Genomic DNA, 20,918 nt, shown 5'->3' on the forward strand with positions numbered 1-20,918 from the left:
CTTATGACTTGATTATTCCACTACTCTTTCGATGAGCAGTTGAGGTTTAAAAGTACTAGCTCTCGAAGTGCTACAGAGAACTTAGCAAATTCGTGTACTGAGCCAACTTTGAACTCGTTTAAGATACTCTCCCAGCGGTGCAACGATTGCTCGTTAGTTTCAATCCAATCTTCTAACGCAGCCATCACGTCAAGCTCTTCGGTTGAGCAGCCACAAGTCAGTACCTGAGCGGTAAGTTGACGTTGTTGCCAGTCCAGATCTTCACGGAATGCCGCTCTTGCAAGTGCTTGCCAGTTGTTATCAACGGCTTGGCTATTAATTTGCTTCAAGAACCAATGCAACGATAAACGGTCACCCAAGTTAAAGTAGAGTTTCGATGCTTGCTCAACCGTTTTACCTGTTTCACTTGCTACTGATGAAATATCCAGTGCAGATTGTAAGCTTGATAAGCGGGCAACTTGGTGAGCGAGTTTCTCTTCAACCCCTTTCTCTATCCAACCTTGAGCCAACTCATTGTGTTCTTCAACTTCAGACTCAACTAACATAGTGTCTAGGGTTTCAGTGATAACATTGACATCTTGCTTGTAGATAGCAATCAACTCACCGACCGTGCATTTGCCGCTACGGTTACGAAGCAACCAGCGTGCAATTCGACGCAGTGCTCGGCGCACGTAAAACATAATTTCGTATTGAGCTTGCGCTGTCGTAACGTTATCAAGTTTGCGAGTTTGCTTGAGGATTTCTTCTAAATCAAAGATTTCTCTAGCCGCACTGTAAGCGTTGGCAATATCGACAACACTTGCACCAGTTTCTTCTTGCAAACGAGTAACGAAGTTACAGCCCATTTCATTAACCATCTGGTTAGCCAATGCTGTAGCGATAATTTCAGCTCGCAGTGGGTGATTAACCATTTGATCTTTATAGTTACGTCGTAACGCACTTGGGAAATATTCAACAAGTTGTTTTGCATGGAATTCATCATTTGCGATTTCATCCGTAACAAGTTGCTGTTTAAGTACCATTTTACCGTAGGCAACTAACACTGATAGCTCAGGGCGAGTCAGACCTAGTCCCTGTTTTTCACGCTCGATTAGCGTTTCATCATCAGGAATGTATTCGAGAGCACGGTCCAAGTACCCTGCTTTCTCCATAGTGTGGATGAATCGAATTTGCTCCTTAACAATGCCAACACCTTGCTGTTCAGTAACAGAGATCGACTCCGACTGACGGTAAGCATCATCCAAGACAATTTCACCCACTTCGTCTTCCATAGACTCTAGAATTTGGTTACGTTGCTTAACCGTAAGATCGCCATTTGAAACCAGTCCATTGAGGAAGATCTTGATGTTGACTTCATTATCCGAACAGTCAACGCCACCTACGTTATCAACGAAGTCCGTGTTCACTCGACCGCCAGTTAGTGCGTATTCGATACGACCAAGCTGAGTCATACCCAAGTTACCACCTTCGCCAACCACTTTGGCTCTTAAGTCACGGCCGTCAATGCGCAGCATGTCGTTAGCACGGTCACCAACATCTGTATGAGTTTCTGTCGATGATTTAACGTAAGTGCCGATACCACCGTTCCAAAGAAGATCGACTTTCATTTTCAAGATCATCTTTATCAGATCGTTAGGCGCTAAAGATGCTTTCTTCGTACCTAACATTTTCTGAATTTCTGGCGTCAACTGGATCGATTTTGATCGACGAGAGAAGATGCCACCACCTTGAGAGATCAAGTCTTTGTTGTAATCTTCCCAGCTTGATCTTGGCAAATTAAACAAGCGGTTACGCTCTTCCCAGCTGCTGGCTGAATCTGGATTTGGATCAATAAAGATGTGCATGTGGTTAAACGCAGCTTGCAATCGAATATGCTTCGATAACAGCATACCGTTACCGAACACGTCACCTGCCATATCACCTACACCGATTGCAGTAAAATCAGTGGTCTGACAGTTGATGCCCATTTCACGGAAGTGACGTTTAACAGATTCCCAACCACCTTTTGCGGTGATTCCCATTGCTTTGTGATCGTAACCGTTTGAACCACCTGAAGCGAATGCGTCACCTAGCCAGAAGTTGTATTCTGCAGAAACAGAGTTTGCCAAATCTGAGAAGGTTGCTGTGCCTTTATCGGCAGCCACTACTAGATATGGGTCATCTTCATCGTGACGAACAACGTTTTGTGGTGGTACCACCTCTCCTTCAATGATGTTATCTGACACATCAAGCAGTGCACGGATAAAGCGTTTGTAACAACGCTGACCTTCCGCAAAAATTTCATCACGACTGGTGAGAGATGGCTGGCGTTTACAAACGAAGCCGCCTTTTGCACCCACTGGTACAATTACAGTGTTCTTAACCTGTTGCGCTTTCACTAAGCCAAGAATCTCCGTACGGAAGTCTTCTTGACGATCTGACCAACGCAAACCACCACGAGCCACTTTTCCACCACGAAGGTGAACACCTTCAATATCTGGTGCGTAAACAAAGATCTCGAATGCAGGTACAGGCTGCGGAATCTCAGGAATATCGCTTGGCTTCATTTTCAAAGATAACCAAGGCTTAGGCTGCTTATTCTCGTCTACTTGGTAGTAGTTGGTACGAAGCGTCGCCATGATCATTTCGATATAACGACGAATAATACGATCATCATCCAAGCTCTCTACACGATCCAACTGCTCTGTTAGCTTTTTAATTAGATCGTTTTGGCCTTTCTCGCTGCCTTTGTGTTTCGGATCAAATCGCTTGGTGAACAGCTTGACTAGACCTGTCGCTAAGTCTGGGTAGTGGCTTAGCGTGTCTTCGATGTACTGCTGACTGAATGGGAAGCCGACTTGGCGCATGTATCGTGCGTAAGCGCGAAGAATGGAAATCTCACGGCCAGATAAAGACGCACCTAATAACAATCGGTTGAAACCATCACTTTCAAGATTACCCGCCCAAATGGCAGCAAATGCTTGTTGGAAACGATCACGAGCTTCACGAAGGTCAACGGTTTTCTCGCTCTTATGCAGCATAGAGAAGTCAAGGATCCAGAAGGTCTGACCGTTGTTTTTCTCGATCTCATATGGCGATTCGCCAATCACACGCAAACCAAGGTTTTCCAACATCGGCATTACGTCAGAAAGGTGAATTGGTTCATCGCGATGATATAACTTTAAGCGGACAGCTTTGGAATCTGCTCCCTCTTCTTGAGGTCGGTAGAACAACATACCAAGTTTATTATCATCACTTAACGCTTCTAAGCGCTCGATATCTGCAACCGCAGAACCTGGCATCATGTCCTCTTTGTATGAGCGAGGGAACGCACTCATATATTCTTTTGAAAGAGGAAGGCCTTTACTTTCACCAAAGTTAGCAATGATGGATTCTTTTAGTCTGTCATCCCAAGAGGTAGAAACTTCCATTAGATTTTGCTCGATCTTTTTCACGTCTACATCAATGTTGTTATTGTCTACACGAACAATGTAATGTGTTCTCGCTAGTGGGCTTTCTGAGAAGTACGTTGTAAATTCAACCTCTTGCTCGCAACCAAAGTACTGCTTAAGAATGCGTTGAGTTTGACGACGCAATTCTGTGTTGTAACGATCTTTAGTGACATAAACCATGCAACTGAAGAAACGACCAAATGGGTCTTTACGAACAAACAAACGCAGCAAGTCACGATCTTGCATTTGTACAACACCCATTCCCACCTCAAGCAGCTCTTCTTCATTAGCTTGAAGCAACTCGTCGCGTGGGTAGTTTTCTAAGATATTGTGCAATGCTTTGTATGAGTATGATCCGTGGCGGTATCCACTTGCTTCAAGGATACGGTCAACTTTTTCACGGATCAGAGGAATACTTTGTACCGCTTGGTTGTAAACGGCGGAGGTATATAAACCAGTAAAGCGATGCTCACCTATTACTTTACCGTTTTCATCAAACTTTTTAATACCGATGTAATCAGTATAAGCCGGACGGTGGATACGAGATGCTTTGTTACCTTTGGTGATGATCAGAGCGTATGGTTTTTTCGCTTCTAATCGCGCTGAATCTGATAATTCAGAGAGCTTGACGCTACGCACGCGCTTGTCATCAGCAAACAGACCTAGTCCTTTTTCTTTAGCAGGAACAAGTTCGGTATCACCATTGACCTCTTTTAAGTCATAATCTTTATAACCCATAAAGGTAAAGTTATGATCTTCTAGCCAACGAAGAAATGCGATCGTTTCATCCATACGATCAGTTTGGATAGAAACACGATCTTTATTTTTCTCAAGTTCATCAGTAACAAACTTAAGCTTATCAACCATCTGCTTCCAGTCATCAACGACTAAGCGAGTATCAGATAGAATTCTTAACAGCTCTTCTTTAAGCGCTTGCATCTCGTCTTTACTAGTAAGGCGGTCTACCTCTATGTGGAAAAGTGATTGAAGAACACCACCCTCACCGTTTACGTCTGTAACTTGGCCTTTTTTATCACGCTGAATCTGTGTTGGGTTATTCAACATTAGGTGACAAACAAGATCCAAACGTGCTAAAGCCATTTTGACTGAGTCCACTAAGAATGGACTATCTGGAACAACAATTTCTACGATTGTGTGTGTGGATTGCCAGCCTTGACGACTTACGGTCGGGTTAAATACTCGAACCGAAATCTCTTCTGGTTTTTTTTCATTGATATGGTGCCAAAGGCTAACGACAGCACCATAAAGGTCGGATTCGTTTCGCTGAATTAGATCATCATCAGCAATGTTACTGAATAAGTGTTGAGCAAGTTTAGTTACAAGCGTTTGGTGAGAAAGCTCGAGTTTGTCTTGAATCAGTTGGTAAACCTTTTCAAGCAGAACCGGCACTACATTTTCACGCGCGGTCATATTCACACTCCACATTAGAATTGTTGTTTTGTAGGGGGACTTAGTAGCTAGGTTGTTACCTTAGAAACTAAGCATAGGTAATGCATGTGCCCATTGTAAAAGCATAATTACAAATGTTTAACAACTAATCGTAGTGGTAAGAGGTGAAATGTCCGATTCTGTGACTAAGATTCCTATTTAACTCTCTGCAAATACAATACATCACAGAGTTTCTAACTTAAGAAACTTATTATTTTGGTCAGTTGTTAGTCTAAACTGGCCTCTAACGCCCAATTGACTAAGAAATGGTCTAAATCTCGCGGCGGGTAACTGCAAACGCAAACCGTTGTGTGTGACAACTTGAACAACACTTGCCGCACCAGAATAATGAGATAAAAACGTTTGATATGAAATGTTGAGATTGAAGTAGTAATAGTTCATGAAGTGAAAACTAAGTGACATAAACAAATAAGGTGGTCTTAATGACCACCCTATTGTGTTGTTTACTATTCGTCTAGTGCTTTAGTCACTTTTTCGAATAGATCTTTAGCAAGATTATCCATTGCTTTGAGCTTTTCAAGTTCTGCACGAATCATTGCTTGGCGAGCTTCATCGTATTTACGGAACTTAAGCAAAGGATCAATCATTCGAGAAGCTACTTGTGGGTTCGAATCATTTAGTTGGCGAAGAATTTCACCGGCAAATTGGTAACCTACACCGGATTTATCATGGAAACGTACAGGGTTCGCACTTAAGAACGAGCCAATTAAGCTGCGCGTACGGTTCGGATTTTTCAAACTAAATGCTTCGTGGTTCATGGTTGCTTTTACTTTTTCAAGAGCATCCTCTGCAGGATTGCTACCTTGCAGTGCAAACCACTTATCCATAACCAAACCATCGTGCTTCCATTTATCGCTATAATCAGCCATAAGTGCTTCACGACACTCGAGCTGAGCGTTATTTGCGGCACTCATCGCAGCAATCGTATCTGTCATGTTATTTGCAGATGCGTACTGCGCGTTGACTAAATCATTACCTTTTTCCGTATATGCTAGGTACTGAAGGCAACGGTTACGTAAAGCACGCTTGCCAATAGCAGCATGGTCGATCGTATACTCTGTTTGCTTAAGCGTGTGATAAGTCGCACTTAGCTCATCTTCTAATTCCTTAGAAAGTGACACTGTAATGCTGTTTAGCACTTTGTCTACGGCATCGATATCAATTTGCTGGTACCAACCAGTAATCTCATTGATTGAAGGCATAGAGAAAACTTGAGCAATGAAAGCAGGCTCAAGCGTTTCATCCAACAGCACACCGCGGAAAGCATCTATCACACCTTCAGAAAGCGATACTTCTTGTCCCGCTTGAACGTTTTTCACATTCTGACGAATGTATTTAGCCAATAGCATTTGGCTAGCGTCCCATCGAGCAAAATCGTTCGTTGCGTGCTTCATCAAGAAGACTAACTCGTCATCGCTGTAATCGTATTCTAATTTGACTGGTGCCGAGAATTCACGCAACAAAGATGGCACTGGCTGTTCTTCGACATTTTCAAATACGAACGTTTGCTTATCTTGTTTAATATCCAGCACGTTATTAACTGATTCACCGTTAATCACCAGTGGGATAACTCGACCTTTCGAATCATACAACTCGATATCGAACGGAATATGCAGCGCTTGTTTTTCTGCTTGGTCTTGCGTCGGCTCCGTAAATTGCTCTACCGTTAGTGCGTAAGTTTTTGCATCAGCGTTGTATTCGCTATTTACGCGCAGCGTTGGTGTACCCGATTGGCTGTACCACAGACGGAACTGTTTTAAATCAACACCGGTGGCATCTTCCATTGCAGAAACAAAGTCTTCACACGTCGCGGCGGTACCATCGTGACGTTCAAAATAAAGTTTCATTCCTTTTTGGAAGCCCTCTTCGCCAAGGAGTGTATGGTACATACGAATAACTTCGCTGCCCTTTTCATACACCGTTAGCGTGTAGAAGTTATTCATCTCAATGACTTTGTCAGGACGAATCGGGTGAGACATTGGGCTTGCATCTTCCGCAAATTGAGGACCACGAATAATACGTACGTTATCAATACGGTTATCAGCACGAGAGCCTAAGTCAGAAGAGAATTCTTGGTCTCGGAATACGGTTAAGCCTTCTTTTAGACTTAGTTGGAACCAGTCACGACAAGTGACACGGTTGCCAGTCCAGTTGTGGAAGTACTCATGACCGATCACAGCTTCGATGCCTAAATAATCACGATCTGTCGCAGTTTGATCGTTCGCCAGCACATATTTTGAGTTAAAAATGTTCAAGCCTTTGTTTTCCATTGCACCCATGTTGAAGAAATCAACAGCAACGATCATGTAAATATCCAGATCGTATTCTAGGCCAAAGCGTTCCTCATCCCACTTCATCGAGTTGATCAGCGATGTCATCGCATGGCCTGCACGATCTAAGTTACCTTTATCAACAAAGATTTCTAAATCAACACTGCGACCTGACATCGTTGTATATTTGTCACGCAATACATCAAAGTCGCCTGCAACAAGGGCGAACAAGTAAGCTGGTTTTGGATGCGGATCCTGCCATTGAACCCAGTGACGACCGTTCTCTGCATCGCCTTCTGCAATTCGGTTACCATTGCTCAGCAAATATGGATAAACCGCTTTATCTGCGATCACTTTTGTTGTGTATTTTGCTAGAACATCCGGACGGTCTAGATAGTACGTGATACGGCGGAAGCCCTCAGCCTCACACTGAGTACAAAATGCGCCGCCTGATTTGTACAAACCTTCGAGTGCTGTATTCGCTTCAGGATCAATTTTGGTGACGATTTCAAGTTCAAACTCGGATGGAAGATCGGTCAGTACCAGCGATGACTCCTTCACCTCGTGATGAGCCCAATCCTCACCATTTACTTTTACAGCGCGTAGCTCAAGCCCTTCGCCATCGAGTTCTAGCGTTGTTGTATCGCCTTTTTGAGCAACTTTTGATACCGCCGTAACGATTGTGTCATTGTCATATAGATCAAAAGTAAGATCGATATCAGTAATCGCATGAGATGGCTCTTTATAATCTTTACGATATTTGGCCAGGGGAGCTTGAGACATGAGCATAAATCCTTGTATGTCGAACAACAAAAATACCAGACTGCATGATCAAAAATGCAGTTCTGGTATCACTATATAAGCTATTTGTAGGGGTTGTGGTATCAGAATACAAGTCTTTCCATCAAAAAACGGAGCTTTTAGTGCTCTAGCTCCGTTTTTTGATTAACATTTAAACAACATTAATGACTTACCGTACGCACGCGTAATTTGGCGCATGTTAAAGGCATCATGGCGTAACTCTATTGAGTACGGCGTACATATCACCATTGGAATCTTCGATCGTTAGCTCATTCTTGTTGAGCTTATACGTGGTTCCATGCTCGCCATTTTCATACAACAGAACCAGAAACTCATCTTCTGTGTAAAACACACCTTGTTTGATGGACTCATCCCCTTCTTCGTTCGAAACCCTAAACATGAACACGAAATCAGGTTGAAGTATCAAATCCATCTGATTAATGTTGTTTGCCACAAGACCGTCGCCAGATACGTGAGAGCTAGACCAAATACCTGCAAGTGAATTGGATAATCCCTTAGTGAATGTTACACCATTAAGATCAAGCGTATTATGGTTGTTGCGATAGGCATAAATTTGAGGCTCGTCGGTGTTTAAACCAAGAACGATGGTGTCTTCATTTGCGTTATACAGCCCTTCCCAATGGTCAACGGAATAGTCTTTCTTTTGAATATCAATAGAAAAGCTGTAGTCAGAACCTAATGAGAGTTTGATCGCACGAAAGTTTTCAGCCGACTCTTCGGGGTTTGGGTTCATCAAATACCAGTCTCCGATGAGAAACGGCGTGTCAAAGTGACTTAATTCATCTTCTCTGGTGTTTTCTCCACCAAACACACTAAAGCAGCAAAAGCTAAGTAAAATAAAGAACCACTTCATATCGGCATCCTTATCGTTTTCTTTTAGCTTAGCCAGTAGTCCTCACTTTCGCGAAATTTTAGATGTAGATCACGTAAATTATTGGGGGAAAATAAGCGAATATCTTGCTCGATATCGAGACAGCGGAAGACAAAAAGGCATAAAAAAAGAGTGAATCTGAAAGACTCACTCTTTTTATTCTAAATTGCCAGTTATTATGACTGATTTTCCTGCTTAAGTAGATCGACCATAATCGCGACAGACTCATCTAAATAAACATCAGGAGCCTCGTAGTCTTTTGGTATGTCATCCAATGTTTTAAATGCTTTTTTACCCAAAGCAACTTGACGTTCATTTATGCGTTGTAATCGAAGGGCTTCCGCTTTATCCGATTCAGCCTTACGAACTTTTTCGTTCAAAGACAAAGTATTATCGTCTTTTTCTTTACGATATTTCTCGATGTCTTCATTGATAAAGCGGAACTCCATTTCATCAGAAATACGCTTGTTATGAAGAGCAGTAAGTTTTTCAACTAAGGCGTCGTTACTTGGAAACGTTTGATATTGTGCTTTATCAATCTGATCCCAAGGTAAAGCATTGTCTTCAACACTTTCACCTGTTTCAGAAGCCTCAATTGGCGTTGGGTACGAAATATCTGGTGCAACACCACGATTTTGCGTACTTCCACCGTCAATACGATAAAACTTCTGAATCGTGTACTGAACATAACCTAGCTCTTTATCGAAAAGATCGTAAATATGATTCAGTGAACGATGTTGCTGAACTGTACCTTTACCGAAAGAGTTTTCACCTAAGATGATTGCACGATTATAATCTTGCATTGCCGCTGCAAAAATTTCAGATGCTGAAGCACTGTAGCGGTTAATCAACACCGTCAATGGGCCATCATAACTCACTTTTCCATCGGTATCGGCATTCACCTTGATGCGGCCATAGCTGTCACGAACTTGAACTACAGGACCTTCTTTAATGAATAAACCTGTCAATGCCGTTGCTTCTGTTAGCGCACCACCGCCATTGTTGCGTAGATCAACGATTACGCCGTCAACGTTTTTGGTTTTCAACTCAGCTAGTAATTTATCGGTGTCTTTCGATAAGCCGACGTAGAAACTTGGTACTTCTAAAATACCAATCTTCTTACCGTCTTTTTCGATGATTTCTGACTTAACTGCACGATCTTCTAAGCGAACTTTGTCACGAACAATTGTGACAATGTAACTCTTCGCATCGTTACCTTCTGGCAAGATCTGTAGATTAACCTTTGTGCCTTTAGGGCCTTTGATTAACTGAACAACATCATCCAGACGCCAACCGATCACGTCGACAATTTCTTCACCGTCTTGTCCAACACCAGTGATTCGGTCCCCTTCACCAAGTTGCTTACTCTTTGAGGCCGGACCGCCAACAACAAGTGAACGAATTACTGTGTAATCGTCTGTCATTTGCAAAACGGCGCCGATGCCTTCTAGAGAAAGGTTCATTTCCGATTGGAATTGCTCGGCATTACGTGGAGAAAGGTAGCTTGTATGAGGGTCAACCTGTCGCGCGAAGGCATTCATATACAACTGAAATGCGTCTTCATTGTTGGTCTGTGTGATGCGCTTCATCGCGTTGTTATAACGCTTCTCTAAAACTTCTTTAATCTCTGGCCACTCTTTGCCAGTCAGTTTCAGATTTAACGCGTCATATTTCACACGCTTGCGCCACAACTCGTTGAGCTCTGCTTCGTCTTTTGGCCATGCGGCCTCAGAGCGGTCTAACTCTATCTCGTCATCGGTATCAAACTTGATCTCTTCATCGAGTAGAGTTAACGCATAAGCAAAACGATCGAAACGCTTCTGCATTGAGAGGTTGTAAACATCAAAAGCAATTTGGTTGTTGCCCGATTTAAGCTGATCATCAAGCTCGACTGACCAGTTTTTAAATGAATCGATGTCTGCTTGAGTGAAAATATTTCTATTGTAATCAAGCAACTCTACATAGCGTTCAAAGATCGCTTTAGAGAAATCATCATTGAGGCTGAAGTGCTTATAATGAGAGCGGGTAAATCGCGAGGTGACTCGTTTGCTAGCTGTTTCATGCTGAACTTCAGGAGAAAGAACCGGCAGGTCATCTTTATGTAGTTTGGCTTCAAGAGCCTGAGCTGATGCTGCTAGCCATAAGCTAGCAGCAATCAGGGTCACTTTTGAACGGCAATTCATGCGTAGGAGTATCTCCTTTATGCGCGCAAGTGCTCCGCTTTCACAACCATTTGTAGGCCGTTAGCAAGTTGAACACGTACATCATCCTTATTGATTTCAACAATGGTCGCTGCCATGTTTCCTTTGCCCATGTTCACGTTAACTGCGTTACCTACTGTGATTTCATCAGCATTTAGAGCGCGCGTTTCTACAGGCTTAGTTGATTTTTGTACTTTTGGTTTATTAGTACGACGAGGCTGTTGAGGCTTTTTAGCCGCAGGTTTCGCTTTCGCCTTACCCTCTTCACGAGCTTTTTGTGCTTGTTCTTTACGACGAGCCTGAACTTTCGCCTTGCTTTCTGCAAGTGTCGCTTTCGCGTGTTCAACGTGCTCTTCTTCTAGCTCACCACAAGGGTTGCCATCTAGGTCTACACGTACTGCACCTGGTTTTACACCGTGTAGGTAACGCCATGATGAAGTGTACTGTCTTAACGCTGCACGAAGCTGTGTTTTGCTTACTTTTTCGTCTTCATTTAGACGTTCCGCAAGATCTTGAAAAATACCAATTTTCAGAGGTTTTGCTTCACCTTCTAAAGTAAAGCACTTAGGGAAACATTCAGCAATATATGCAATAACTTCTTTGCTGTTTTTTAACTTTTCAGTCATGAGGGGTCCTGATTTGAGCGGATTTCCGCGAGCATTAAGAAAAAATATTCTCGTATTATAGTGACATGCCAAGGAAAAACCACACTCGAAGGCTAATTTATGCGTCGTTCGCGTGTGAATTAAGCAGCTTTTCTACTTCAACCATGAAATGAGTGAGACCTTCTTCGTCTGTTTCATTAAATCGGCCAATACTTGGACTATCAATATCAAGTACACCAACCACCTTTCCATTAATAGAAAATGGAATCACAATTTCTGAATTGCTCGCTGCATCGCACGCAATATGCCCCTCAAATTCGTGAACGTCGTATACTCTTTGTATAGTATTAGTTTGTGCAGCAGTACCGCAGACGCCTCGACCCATTGGGATACGAACACAAGCTGGTTTTCCTTGGAACGGACCAAGAACAAGCTCTTCACCTTTTGTTAGGTAAAAGCCTGCCCAGTTAAGATCGTCAAGTTCCATGAAAAGCAATGAGCTCAAGTTTGCTAGGTTCGCAATAAAGTCTGGTTCAGACTCAATTAGAGCAACAGCTTGTTTGGTTAGTCTTTGGTATTGTTCTAAGTTCATATTAACTTCCTACTTACTATAAAAGCTTCCATTCTCAATGTATGGCGCTAAAATGCAGCCCTACTTTATAATAGGACTTATTCTCAATTACAATGCTTCTGAAAAATGACACTATTAGCCGTTCTTGGTTGATAACACAAGTAAAAAAGCACAAGTCCAAGCTGATCATAGCGAACTTGATAGCGGTGCTTGCAACCTTGATTAGTGTTCCAATTCCCCTCCTCATGCCTTTGATGGTTGATGAGGTCTTATTGGACCAACCTGCAAAAGGCTTAGATGCCATGAATGCCATTCTCCCTGAAGCGTGGCACACTCCGACAGGCTATATTTTCTTCACCCTGTTCTTGGTTGTTCTTATGCGAGCTGCGAGCCAAGGATTAAATATCCTTCAAAGCCGACAATTTACGCTTGTTTCAAAAACCATCACGTTTGAGATGCGCAGTAAAATGATCGACAAACTCGGCCGTATCAGCATCCGACAATACGAAACCAAAGGTAGCGGAGGAATCAACGCACACCTTATCACTGACATTGAGACCATTGATAAATTTATTGGTTCTACGTTAGCAAAATTCGTTATCAGTTTTCTGACTGTTATTGGTACTGCTATCGTTCTACTTTGGCTCGATTGGCGACTTGGTCTGTTTATCCTGTTAGTTAACCCTATTGTCATTTACTTCTCACGTAAACTAGGCAGTATGGTTAAACATCTGAAACGGAAGGAAAATCATTCTTTTGAAATTTTCCAAAACCGCTTAGTTGAAACATTAGATGGAATCTACCAACTACGCGCGGCCAATAAAGAGCGAGAATTCCTCCAACAACTCAAAGACAGTGCGAACCAAGTTCGCGTTGATGCAGACAAGTATGCTTGGCAATCTGAAGCGGCTGGTCGCGTATCTTTCCTTCTCTTTTTGATCGGCTTTGAATTATTCAGAGCTGTCGCAATGTTAATGGTCATGTTCAGTGACCTTACTATTGGCCAAATATTTGCCGTTTTTGGTTACCTATGGTTCATGCTGTCTCCTGTTCAAGAGTTGCTTGGGATTCAGTTTTCTTGGTATAGCGCTAAAGCGGCATTAAAACGCATCAACGACTTATTAGAGTTAGAAGAAGAGCAGAGACCGGTTCCTAAGGTAAATCCTTTCAAAGAAGGTAGAGAAGTTGATGTTAAAGTAGAAAACATTAATTTCTCTTACAATAATGAAAACAAAGTCCTAGATAATCTTTCTTTACATATGCCGGCAGGAAAGAAAGTGGCGTTGGTTGGTGCAAGCGGTGGTGGTAAGTCAACCTTGATACAATTACTTATTGGGGTTTACCGTCAAAACTCCGGTAGCATTCGCTTTAATGATGAATTAACAGAAGATATTGGTTTTGAAGTAATTCGCGACAAAATTGCCGTGGTATTACAGCAACCTATACTATTTAACGATACCTTGAGGCATAATCTAACGCTTGGTGGGAATTTTGACGAAATGTCACTTTGGCGTGCGCTTGAAGTGGCTCAGCTGCATGATGTAATTTCTCAACTTAACCACGGCTTGGATACTCAAGTTGGTCGTAATGGCATTCGTTTGTCAGGAGGTCAACGACAACGGCTTGCCATTGCTAGAATGGTGCTGAGTAATCCTCAATTTGTTATTTTAGACGAAGCCACGTCTGCGCTAGATACCGCTACTGAAGCGGCTTTACACAAAGCACTGACCGAGTTCTTACGTGGTAGAACAACATTAATCGTTGCGCACCGACTATCCGCTGTGAAACAAGCCGATTTGATCTACGTGCTTGAAGATGGGAAAGTGACGCAAACAGGTACTCATGGTGAGTTAGTTGAGCAAGAAGGCTTATATCAAACCTTATATGGGGGCATACAGTCCCACGCTTAAATCGTTCAAGCTAGAGAGGTCGTTATGACCTCTCTGTCTAAGCACGCCATGCAACCCAATAACGTACGTTTGTGCCAAGGTTGTGAATTGCCTGTCGACATCGTCGACTTACCCCATGGCAAAAATGCACACTGCCCTCGTTGTGGTACACAATTATATCGCGGAGGTAGCCCTAGCCTCTCTGGTAATCTAGCCGTCGCGATAACCTGTATCCTACTATTTATTCCATCGCACTTTTTTAACTTTATTAGCATCCGACTCTTTGGTGTGATGATTCCGGCAACCCTGCCTTCAGGGATGATCACATTGATGGAAGAAGGATTTGTTCTTCTTTCATTGCTCATTCTATTTTGTAGCTCTCTAGCGCCACTGACGGTTTGTGTTTCAGTGGTAACGGCGCATATTTCTTTACATCAACGATGGTTCCGTGGGCTTCGTATCTCACTGTGGCTAATTCAACATTTGAAGCATTGGGTTATGTTGGATGTGTTCTTAGTTAGCATCGCCATTTCCTGTTTTAAACTCCAAGATTATTCCGACATTTTCGTCGGCCCAGGGTTAATTGGTCTGGTTCTTTTGCAGATATTTACCGTTTTGTTAGTTTCAAGAATCAGCGTGCGTCGTTATTGGGAAGCTTGGAAGCCAGAAAGTTTATATGCTTTTGAGCATAAAGATGTGCATTGCCATGAATGCCACTTGTCCCAGCCTGAAGGTGACCATTGCCAGCGTTGTCATCACGAGTTATATCATCGCAAGCCAAACTCCATTCAGAAAACATGGGCTTACCTCATCGCAGCAACGGTCGCCATCTTCCCCGCTAACCTGATCCCTATTTCCATCTTGCTTACCAATGGTAAGCGTTTGGAGGACACTATTTTTTCAGGCGTGGCTGGTTTGGTAAAAAGCGGCATGTATGGAATCGCTGCGATCATTTTTGTTGCCAGTATCGTTGTCCCGGTGATTAAAATACTTGGGCTCGCCTACATCATGCTTTGCATCCAATTCAAACGTTCGGTGTTTAAGAGACAACGAATGATGGTTTACTTTGTTGTTAAATGGATCGGTAAATGGTCTGTGATGGATTTGTTTGTTATTTCTATCATGATGACGTTAGTCGATCGTGGTCAGATACTGGATTTCACACCAGGATATGGCGCGGTAGCATTTGGTGTTGTCGTTGTATTGACCATGCTTGCAGCAGAAAGTATTGATCCAAGGCTAATCTGGGACCAAACAAGCCCAAAACAATCAGAAAAAGAGTCAATGAATGAGTGATCAGAACAGTTCTCAAACGTCATACGTACCAGATGTAAAGCGGAGTAAAGGCATATCTCCTCTTTGGCTGTTGCCAATTTTGACCATGGTCTTAGCTGGCTGGCTTGTTGTGAAGTCGATACACGATGCAGGACAACGAGTGCAAATCTATTTTTCTGATGCCGCTGGTCTTGTCGCCGGCCGAACCACTATCCGTTACCAAGGATTAGAAGTCGGCATGGTAAGAGACATTAACCTCACCGAAGATCTCGGCAGTATTTATGTCGATGCTGATATCTATCCTGAAGCTGCAAAGTTACTGAACGATAAAACACGCTTTTGGTTAGTAAAACCAACAGCTAGCCTAACGGGAGTTTCCGGACTGGATGCGCTCGTCTCAGGTAACTACATCTCGATTCAACCCGGAGATGGTCAAGAGTTTGAGACAACATTCCATGCGTTAGACTCTGCCCCAACAGATTTACGCGTTTCTCAAGGTTTGAATATTAAGCTCAAAAGCCGTGATTTAGGTGGTGTATCGGTTGGCTCTCAAATTGTTTATAAGAAAATCCCAATCGGTGAAGTGTACAGTTACCAGCTAGATGAAGATGCAAAATCTATCACTATTCAAGCCAACATTCAGGATCAATACCGACATATCATTAACAACCGCAGTCGATTCTGGAACGTCAGTGGAATTGGTGCCAGCATCGGTTTTGAAGGTGTCGATGTAAGACTAGAAAGCATGAGTGCCTTACTAGGTGGCGCCATCGCCGTCGACTCTCCGGATGATGGTGAGCCTGTAGAAGAGAACACCGAGTTCCGTTTGTATAAAGATTTGAAAACTGCTGGTCGAGGCATCGCGGTTAAAATCGTCCTACCTGATGACAGCAAGATCAGCGGAGAAGGCGCTCCAATTATGTATCGCGGAATTGAAATTGGCCAAGTTACGGACTTGAGCCTTTCCGAAGGTCGAGAAGTGATATTGGCGTCAGCGGCAATTCAACCCGCTTTTAGTGACATGCTGACGACAGGTACTCGATTTGTCTTAGAAGAAGCAAAGGTGTCCCTTTCTGGTGTTGAAAACATTGCTAATTTAGTGCGAGGAAACTTCTTAACGATCGTGCCGGGCGCGGGTGAACGCTCTCGCCGCTTTACTGCGATTCGTAAAAACGTGTTTAACCAACAGCAAGAAAAGTCTATCGCGATTCGGTTGGTGTCCGACAATTCGTTTGGCCTAGATAGCGGTGCCAATGTACTTTATAAAGGCATCGTTGTTGGTTCAATCATCAAAGTGAGCCTAGTTAAGGAAGATAAAAAATCACAACACGAAGTATTTATGGATGTATTGATTGACCATGAATACAAACATCTGATCAAATCAAACAATCGTTTTTATGTAACCGGCAGTGCATCAGCAGAGTTAACTGAATCGGGGCTCAGCGTTACCGTTCCTCCAGCAAAGCAGTTGTTAACCGGGTCAATTAGTTTTGTGAGCGAAGGCAAGCAGGATATTCAAAAAGAGTATCAACTGTTCCAAAATGAATCATTGGCTGAATTGGCGCAGTACAATCAAAGTGGCTCTAGGGCGCTAACACTATTTGCTTCTGAATTGCCGCCGATTTCCAAAGGCAGCCCTCTACTCTATCGTAATCTTCCAGTTGGTAACGTCTCCGATTTCCAACTAGTTGATGGCGGAGTACTAATTAAGGCTACTATCGAAAACCGCTTCGCTTACCTTGTAACGCCACAAACCGTTTTTTGGAATCGTTCAGGGATTGAGATAGATGCATCATTAGCTGGCGTCAGTGTGAAAGCTCACCCTTTGAAGTCGTTAATCGAAGGTGGCATCGCTTTTGACTCCGTACCAGGCGTTGAAAACAAAATCGGAGAAAACTGGAAGCTGTATTCTGATCAAAAAACCGCTCGCAAGTTTGGGCGCGTCATTGCTTTAGAAACCGACGGTTCGCAAGAGATTGCTAAAGGAATGCCGATTGAATATCAAGGTGTTAAAGTTGGTGAAATCACTCTGGTTGTACCGAATTTTCGTCGTAACATGGTTGAAGTCACTGCAAGGATCCTACCTGAATACGTAGAAAACATTGCGGTTGAAGGCTCACATTTTTGGCTAACTGAACCAGAAATTGGTTTAGGTGGCGTTAAAAACCTCGGGGCGTTGGTGTCGAAATCCATCAGTGTTGAACCAGGTAAAGGTAAAGCTAAATTTGATTTTCAATTAGAAAATAATTCAGAACGCGTGCATGGAATCATGTTTACGTTACAAAGTGAACAAAGAGGCTCAGTACAAGTCGGTACCCCTATTCTTTACCGCCAGATGGAAGTTGGCCAAGTGACCGACGTAAGCCTAGGAGAATTTGCTGATCGCATCGTCACGACTATCAAAATACAGCCTGAATACGCTTACCTCGTTCGTCAAAACAGTGTGTTCTGGAATGTTTCAGGAGTAGATGTTTCCATCGGGCTTACCGGCGCTAACATCAAAGCGGGAACCTTTGATAGTTTAGTTCGCGGAGGAATTGCGTTTTCAACGCCAGAGCAATCGACTATTCCACCAGCGGCAAAGAGTGGGCAATCTTTCTTTTTGTATCCACAAGCTGAAGAAGGTTGGACTCAATGGCGTACAGCGATTCCTAAGCCGTAGAATAAAGCTCAATTCACGTACAATTGAAGTTTGAGTACCTTAAAAGAGCAGCAATCGCTGCTCTTTTTTATTGCTTGGCCCTTGTCACTATTCGTTTCTGCTTCGCTTTCGTATATTATTTGCCACTAATTCTGCAAACGAGATCCCACATTGCATCCTAATGTTTACATCCCAGACGCGTTTCTGGAAAAAATCCAAACTATCCTTCCAGCTCACCTCAACATGGAAGACTTTATCGCATCGTGCCAAAAGCCACTGCGCAAGAGTATTCGAGTTAATACGTTGAAGATCAGCGTTGAAGCGTTTTTAGAACGAGCAGAAACAAAAGGCTGGAAGCTTTCTCCTGTGCCTTGGTGTGACACGGGGTTTTGGATTGAAGCGGACGAGTCAGTTGTACCATTAGGCAACACAGCAGAACACATGTCTGGCTTATTCTACATTCAAGAAGCTAGTTCGATGATGCCGGTATCTGCTCTGTTTATGAATGATGAATCTTACGATGCCGTGTTAGATACCGCAGCCGCTCCAGGCTCAAAAACCACTCAAATTGCAGCTTTAATGAACAACGAAGGTGTACTTGTGGCCAATGAATACGCCGCAAGTCGTGTAAAAGTACTGCACGCTAATGTGGAACGTTGTGGGGTACGTAACGCCGCACTAAGTAACTTCGATGGGCGCGTTTTTGGAGGTTGGCTACCAGAACAATTTGATGCGGTTTTGCTCGACGCGCCTTGCTCTGGAGAAGGCACCGTTCGCAAAGACGAAGATGCGATGAAAAACTGGACGCAAGCTTCCGTACTCGACATCGCTGACACGCAGAAAGATCTTATTGAAAGCGCCTTCCATGCATTAAAGCCCGGTGGTGTGATGGTTTACTCAACATGTACGCTCAGTACAGAAGAAAACCAACAAGTTTGTCATCACTTGAAAGAAACCTTTGGGGATGCTGTAGAGTTTGAAAGCCTTGAGAACTTGTTTGAAAACGCAGAGGCAGCCCTAACTGAAGAAGGCTTTTTGCATATTTTCCCACAGGTCTACGACTGTGAAGGGTTCTTTGTTGCAAGAATTCGCAAACTGGCTGCTGTTGAGGCGCCAGAAGTCAAAAAGCGCATGGGGAAATTCCCCTTTGCCAAAACATCAAAAAAAGAATCGACAGAAATTGCTCAACAACTCCAAAGCGCGTTAGGTATTAAACTTCCAAATGACAGTTCTGTATGGCTTCGCGATAAAGATGTCTGGTTATTCCCTAATGCTTTAGAAGCGATGATCGGCGAATTACGCTTCTCCCGTATGGGTATAAAGATCGCGGAAGCCCATAAAAATGGCTACCGTTGGCAACACCAAGTCGCGACCGCCCTGGCGACAGGTTCTGAAAGCAACGCCATTGAACTCAGTATTGAAGAAGCGCGCGAATGGTACATGGGGCGTGATGTTCGCCCACAAACCATTCCTGAGGGAATGAAAACAGGTAAAGGCGAAGTGCTTGTCACCTATCAAGGCGCAGTTATTGGCCTTGGCAAGTGGGTAAGCAACCGAATAAAGAATGGCCTCCCTCGCGAATTAGTACGAGATAAGAACTTATTTTAAAAGACGTAACGAACCATAAATAAATGAAAAGCCATCGTATTTGCGATGGCTTTTTAATTCATAAGTATGAAAGCAAGTGGGCTCGCTAGCGATCCGGACACGCTGTACTAAACTAGTTGTATCAAAGTAATGCTTTGATGTGGCATTTCTCTCTATGTTCTCCAACAAAATTATTGTTGGACAAGTTTAGCGCAGGCTCTGCGGAGCCGTTTCCCCTAGGCCCAAAAAAAGGAAAAGTTTGGGCCGTTTTTTTGGCTGTAGATCCGCTATACGTGAGTTTGGACTACGCTAGACGAATACCGTCTTTCTCAATGACAATTTTACCCTGCTTGTATAAGCCACCGATGGTCTTTTTATAAGTCCCTTTACTTGTGCGGAAAGCATCAAAAATCGCTTCAGGAGACGACTTGTCATTCAAAGGCAAAAATCCGCCTTTCTTCTCTAGCAGGTCAAGGATCTTACTAGAAAGATCGTCCATTTTCGCCACACCTACTTTTTGTAGAGCAAGGTCGATTTTACCATCTTCACGAATGTGCTTAACAAAGCCTTTCAGCTTTTTACCGATGTAAAGCTTACCAAAAACATCCGATGGGAAAATCATGCCCCAATGCTTACCGTTAACGATAGCTTTATAACCAAGTTGACTACGCTCTGCGATGATCAAATCAACTTGTTCGTTAACTTCATAATTCGCTGGAGTTTTATCTAACCATTTATTGAACTTAGTCGTACCAACAATGCGACCTGACGCTTTGTCGGTATAAACATACACTAAAATGGTTTGTCCGGCAGAGAAGCGAGTGCGTTGCTCACTAAAAGGAATCAGTAAGTCCTTTTCTTTGATGCCCCAATTTACAAAAGCACCTGTCGCGTTCACACCCTCAATCTTCATTAAACCCCATTCACCCACTTGGGCAATTGGTCTTTCAATGGTCGCAGCAAGTTGGCTTTCTGAATCGAAGTACAGAAATACGTCTACATGCTCACCAATTTCAGTACCCTCTGGTACATACTTACTAGGTAGTAGAACAGAACCGTAATCATCGCCATCCAGAAATACGCCAAAATCAGCCTTTTTAATGACTTCTAAGCTGTTAATTTGACCAATTTTAATCATTGATTTTGTCTCTTTTTAAATTTACGTGGAATTATACCTAAACTAACAAGAAAATCAGAGAGAAAAGCATAGTGCTCTGTTATGCTGTTGTCGTTCAGCTATATGCCCCAGTCACTCTTTTAGCACTCTTATACTTACCTGCTCAAC

General features: G+C 43.1%; 12 protein-coding genes. 4 read left to right on the forward strand and 8 right to left on the reverse strand.

The window, feature by feature from the left end; translation table 11 throughout:
• Window positions 1-20: 20 nt before the first annotated feature.
• The 7 genes from R7H07_RS05960 to R7H07_RS05990 all read right to left on the reverse strand — a co-directional run bounded on the left by R7H07_RS05960 (window position 21) and on the right by R7H07_RS05990 (window position 12,262).
• Complete coding sequence (locus tag R7H07_RS05960; protein ID WP_206959238.1) at window positions 21-4,862, reverse strand: NAD-glutamate dehydrogenase; 4,842 nt, start codon at window positions 4,860-4,862, stop codon at window positions 21-23.
• Window positions 4,863-5,063: 201 nt separating this feature from the next.
• Complete coding sequence (locus tag R7H07_RS05965; protein ID WP_005377440.1) at window positions 5,064-5,282, reverse strand: DUF2835 domain-containing protein; 219 nt, start codon at window positions 5,280-5,282, stop codon at window positions 5,064-5,066.
• 65 nt (window positions 5,283-5,347) lie between these two features.
• A complete protein-coding gene (gene pepN, locus R7H07_RS05970; protein ID WP_025766613.1) occupies window positions 5,348-7,954 on the reverse strand; it encodes an aminopeptidase N in 2,607 nt (868 codons plus the stop codon).
• A gap of 226 nt (window positions 7,955-8,180) precedes the next feature.
• Window positions 8,181-8,846 carry a hypothetical protein gene (locus tag R7H07_RS05975; RefSeq protein ID WP_005377438.1) on the reverse strand — a complete coding sequence of 222 codons (666 nt, stop codon included), beginning with the start codon at window positions 8,844-8,846 and terminating at the stop codon, window positions 8,181-8,183.
• Window positions 8,847-9,040: 194 nt separating this feature from the next.
• Entirely contained in the window at window positions 9,041-11,047 is a 2,007-nt protein-coding gene (gene prc / locus R7H07_RS05980; protein WP_017634279.1) for a carboxy terminal-processing peptidase, read from the reverse strand.
• Window positions 11,048-11,064: 17 nt separating this feature from the next.
• The gene (gene proQ / locus R7H07_RS05985) at window positions 11,065-11,691 is read right to left on the reverse strand and encodes an RNA chaperone ProQ (protein WP_065274544.1); all 627 of its coding nucleotides are present in this window, start codon (window positions 11,689-11,691) and stop codon (window positions 11,065-11,067) included.
• A gap of 97 nt (window positions 11,692-11,788) precedes the next feature.
• Window positions 11,789-12,262: a GAF domain-containing protein gene (locus R7H07_RS05990; protein WP_005377433.1), complete on the reverse strand. Its 474-nt coding sequence runs from the start codon at window positions 12,260-12,262 to the stop codon at window positions 11,789-11,791.
• A 92-nt stretch (window positions 12,263-12,354) separates the two neighbouring features.
• Here R7H07_RS05990 and R7H07_RS05995 point away from each other — a divergent pair, with 92 nt between their 5' ends.
• From R7H07_RS05995 to rsmF, 4 genes are all read left to right on the forward strand, one after another.
• Entirely contained in the window at window positions 12,355-14,151 is a 1,797-nt protein-coding gene (locus tag R7H07_RS05995) for an ABC transporter ATP-binding protein (protein WP_005377431.1), read from the forward strand.
• Window positions 14,152-14,175: 24 nt separating this feature from the next.
• Window positions 14,176-15,426 carry a paraquat-inducible protein A gene (locus tag R7H07_RS06000; RefSeq protein ID WP_005377429.1) on the forward strand — a complete coding sequence of 417 codons (1,251 nt, stop codon included), beginning with the start codon at window positions 14,176-14,178 and terminating at the stop codon, window positions 15,424-15,426.
• On the forward strand, window positions 15,419-18,067 hold the full coding sequence (locus R7H07_RS06005) for a PqiB family protein (protein ID WP_170897057.1): 2,649 nt from the start codon (window positions 15,419-15,421) through the stop codon (window positions 18,065-18,067). The genes R7H07_RS06000 and R7H07_RS06005 overlap by 8 nt, the downstream gene beginning before the upstream one ends.
• 150 nt (window positions 18,068-18,217) lie before the next feature.
• Window positions 18,218-19,654 (forward strand): 16S rRNA (cytosine(1407)-C(5))-methyltransferase RsmF, encoded by a 1,437-nt coding sequence (gene rsmF, locus R7H07_RS06010; protein ID WP_031781146.1) that lies wholly within the window; start codon window positions 18,218-18,220, stop codon window positions 19,652-19,654.
• A 283-nt stretch (window positions 19,655-19,937) separates the two neighbouring features.
• On the opposite strand, the gene R7H07_RS06015 is transcribed toward rsmF, so the two are convergent.
• A complete protein-coding gene (locus R7H07_RS06015; protein WP_054702704.1) occupies window positions 19,938-20,771 on the reverse strand; it encodes a S1 RNA-binding domain-containing protein in 834 nt (277 codons plus the stop codon).
• Window positions 20,772-20,918: the final 147 nt, after the last annotated feature.

Source organism: Vibrio sp. Vb1127, assembly GCF_033338735.1.
Classification (GTDB): domain Bacteria; phylum Pseudomonadota; class Gammaproteobacteria; order Enterobacterales; family Vibrionaceae; genus Vibrio; species Vibrio alginolyticus.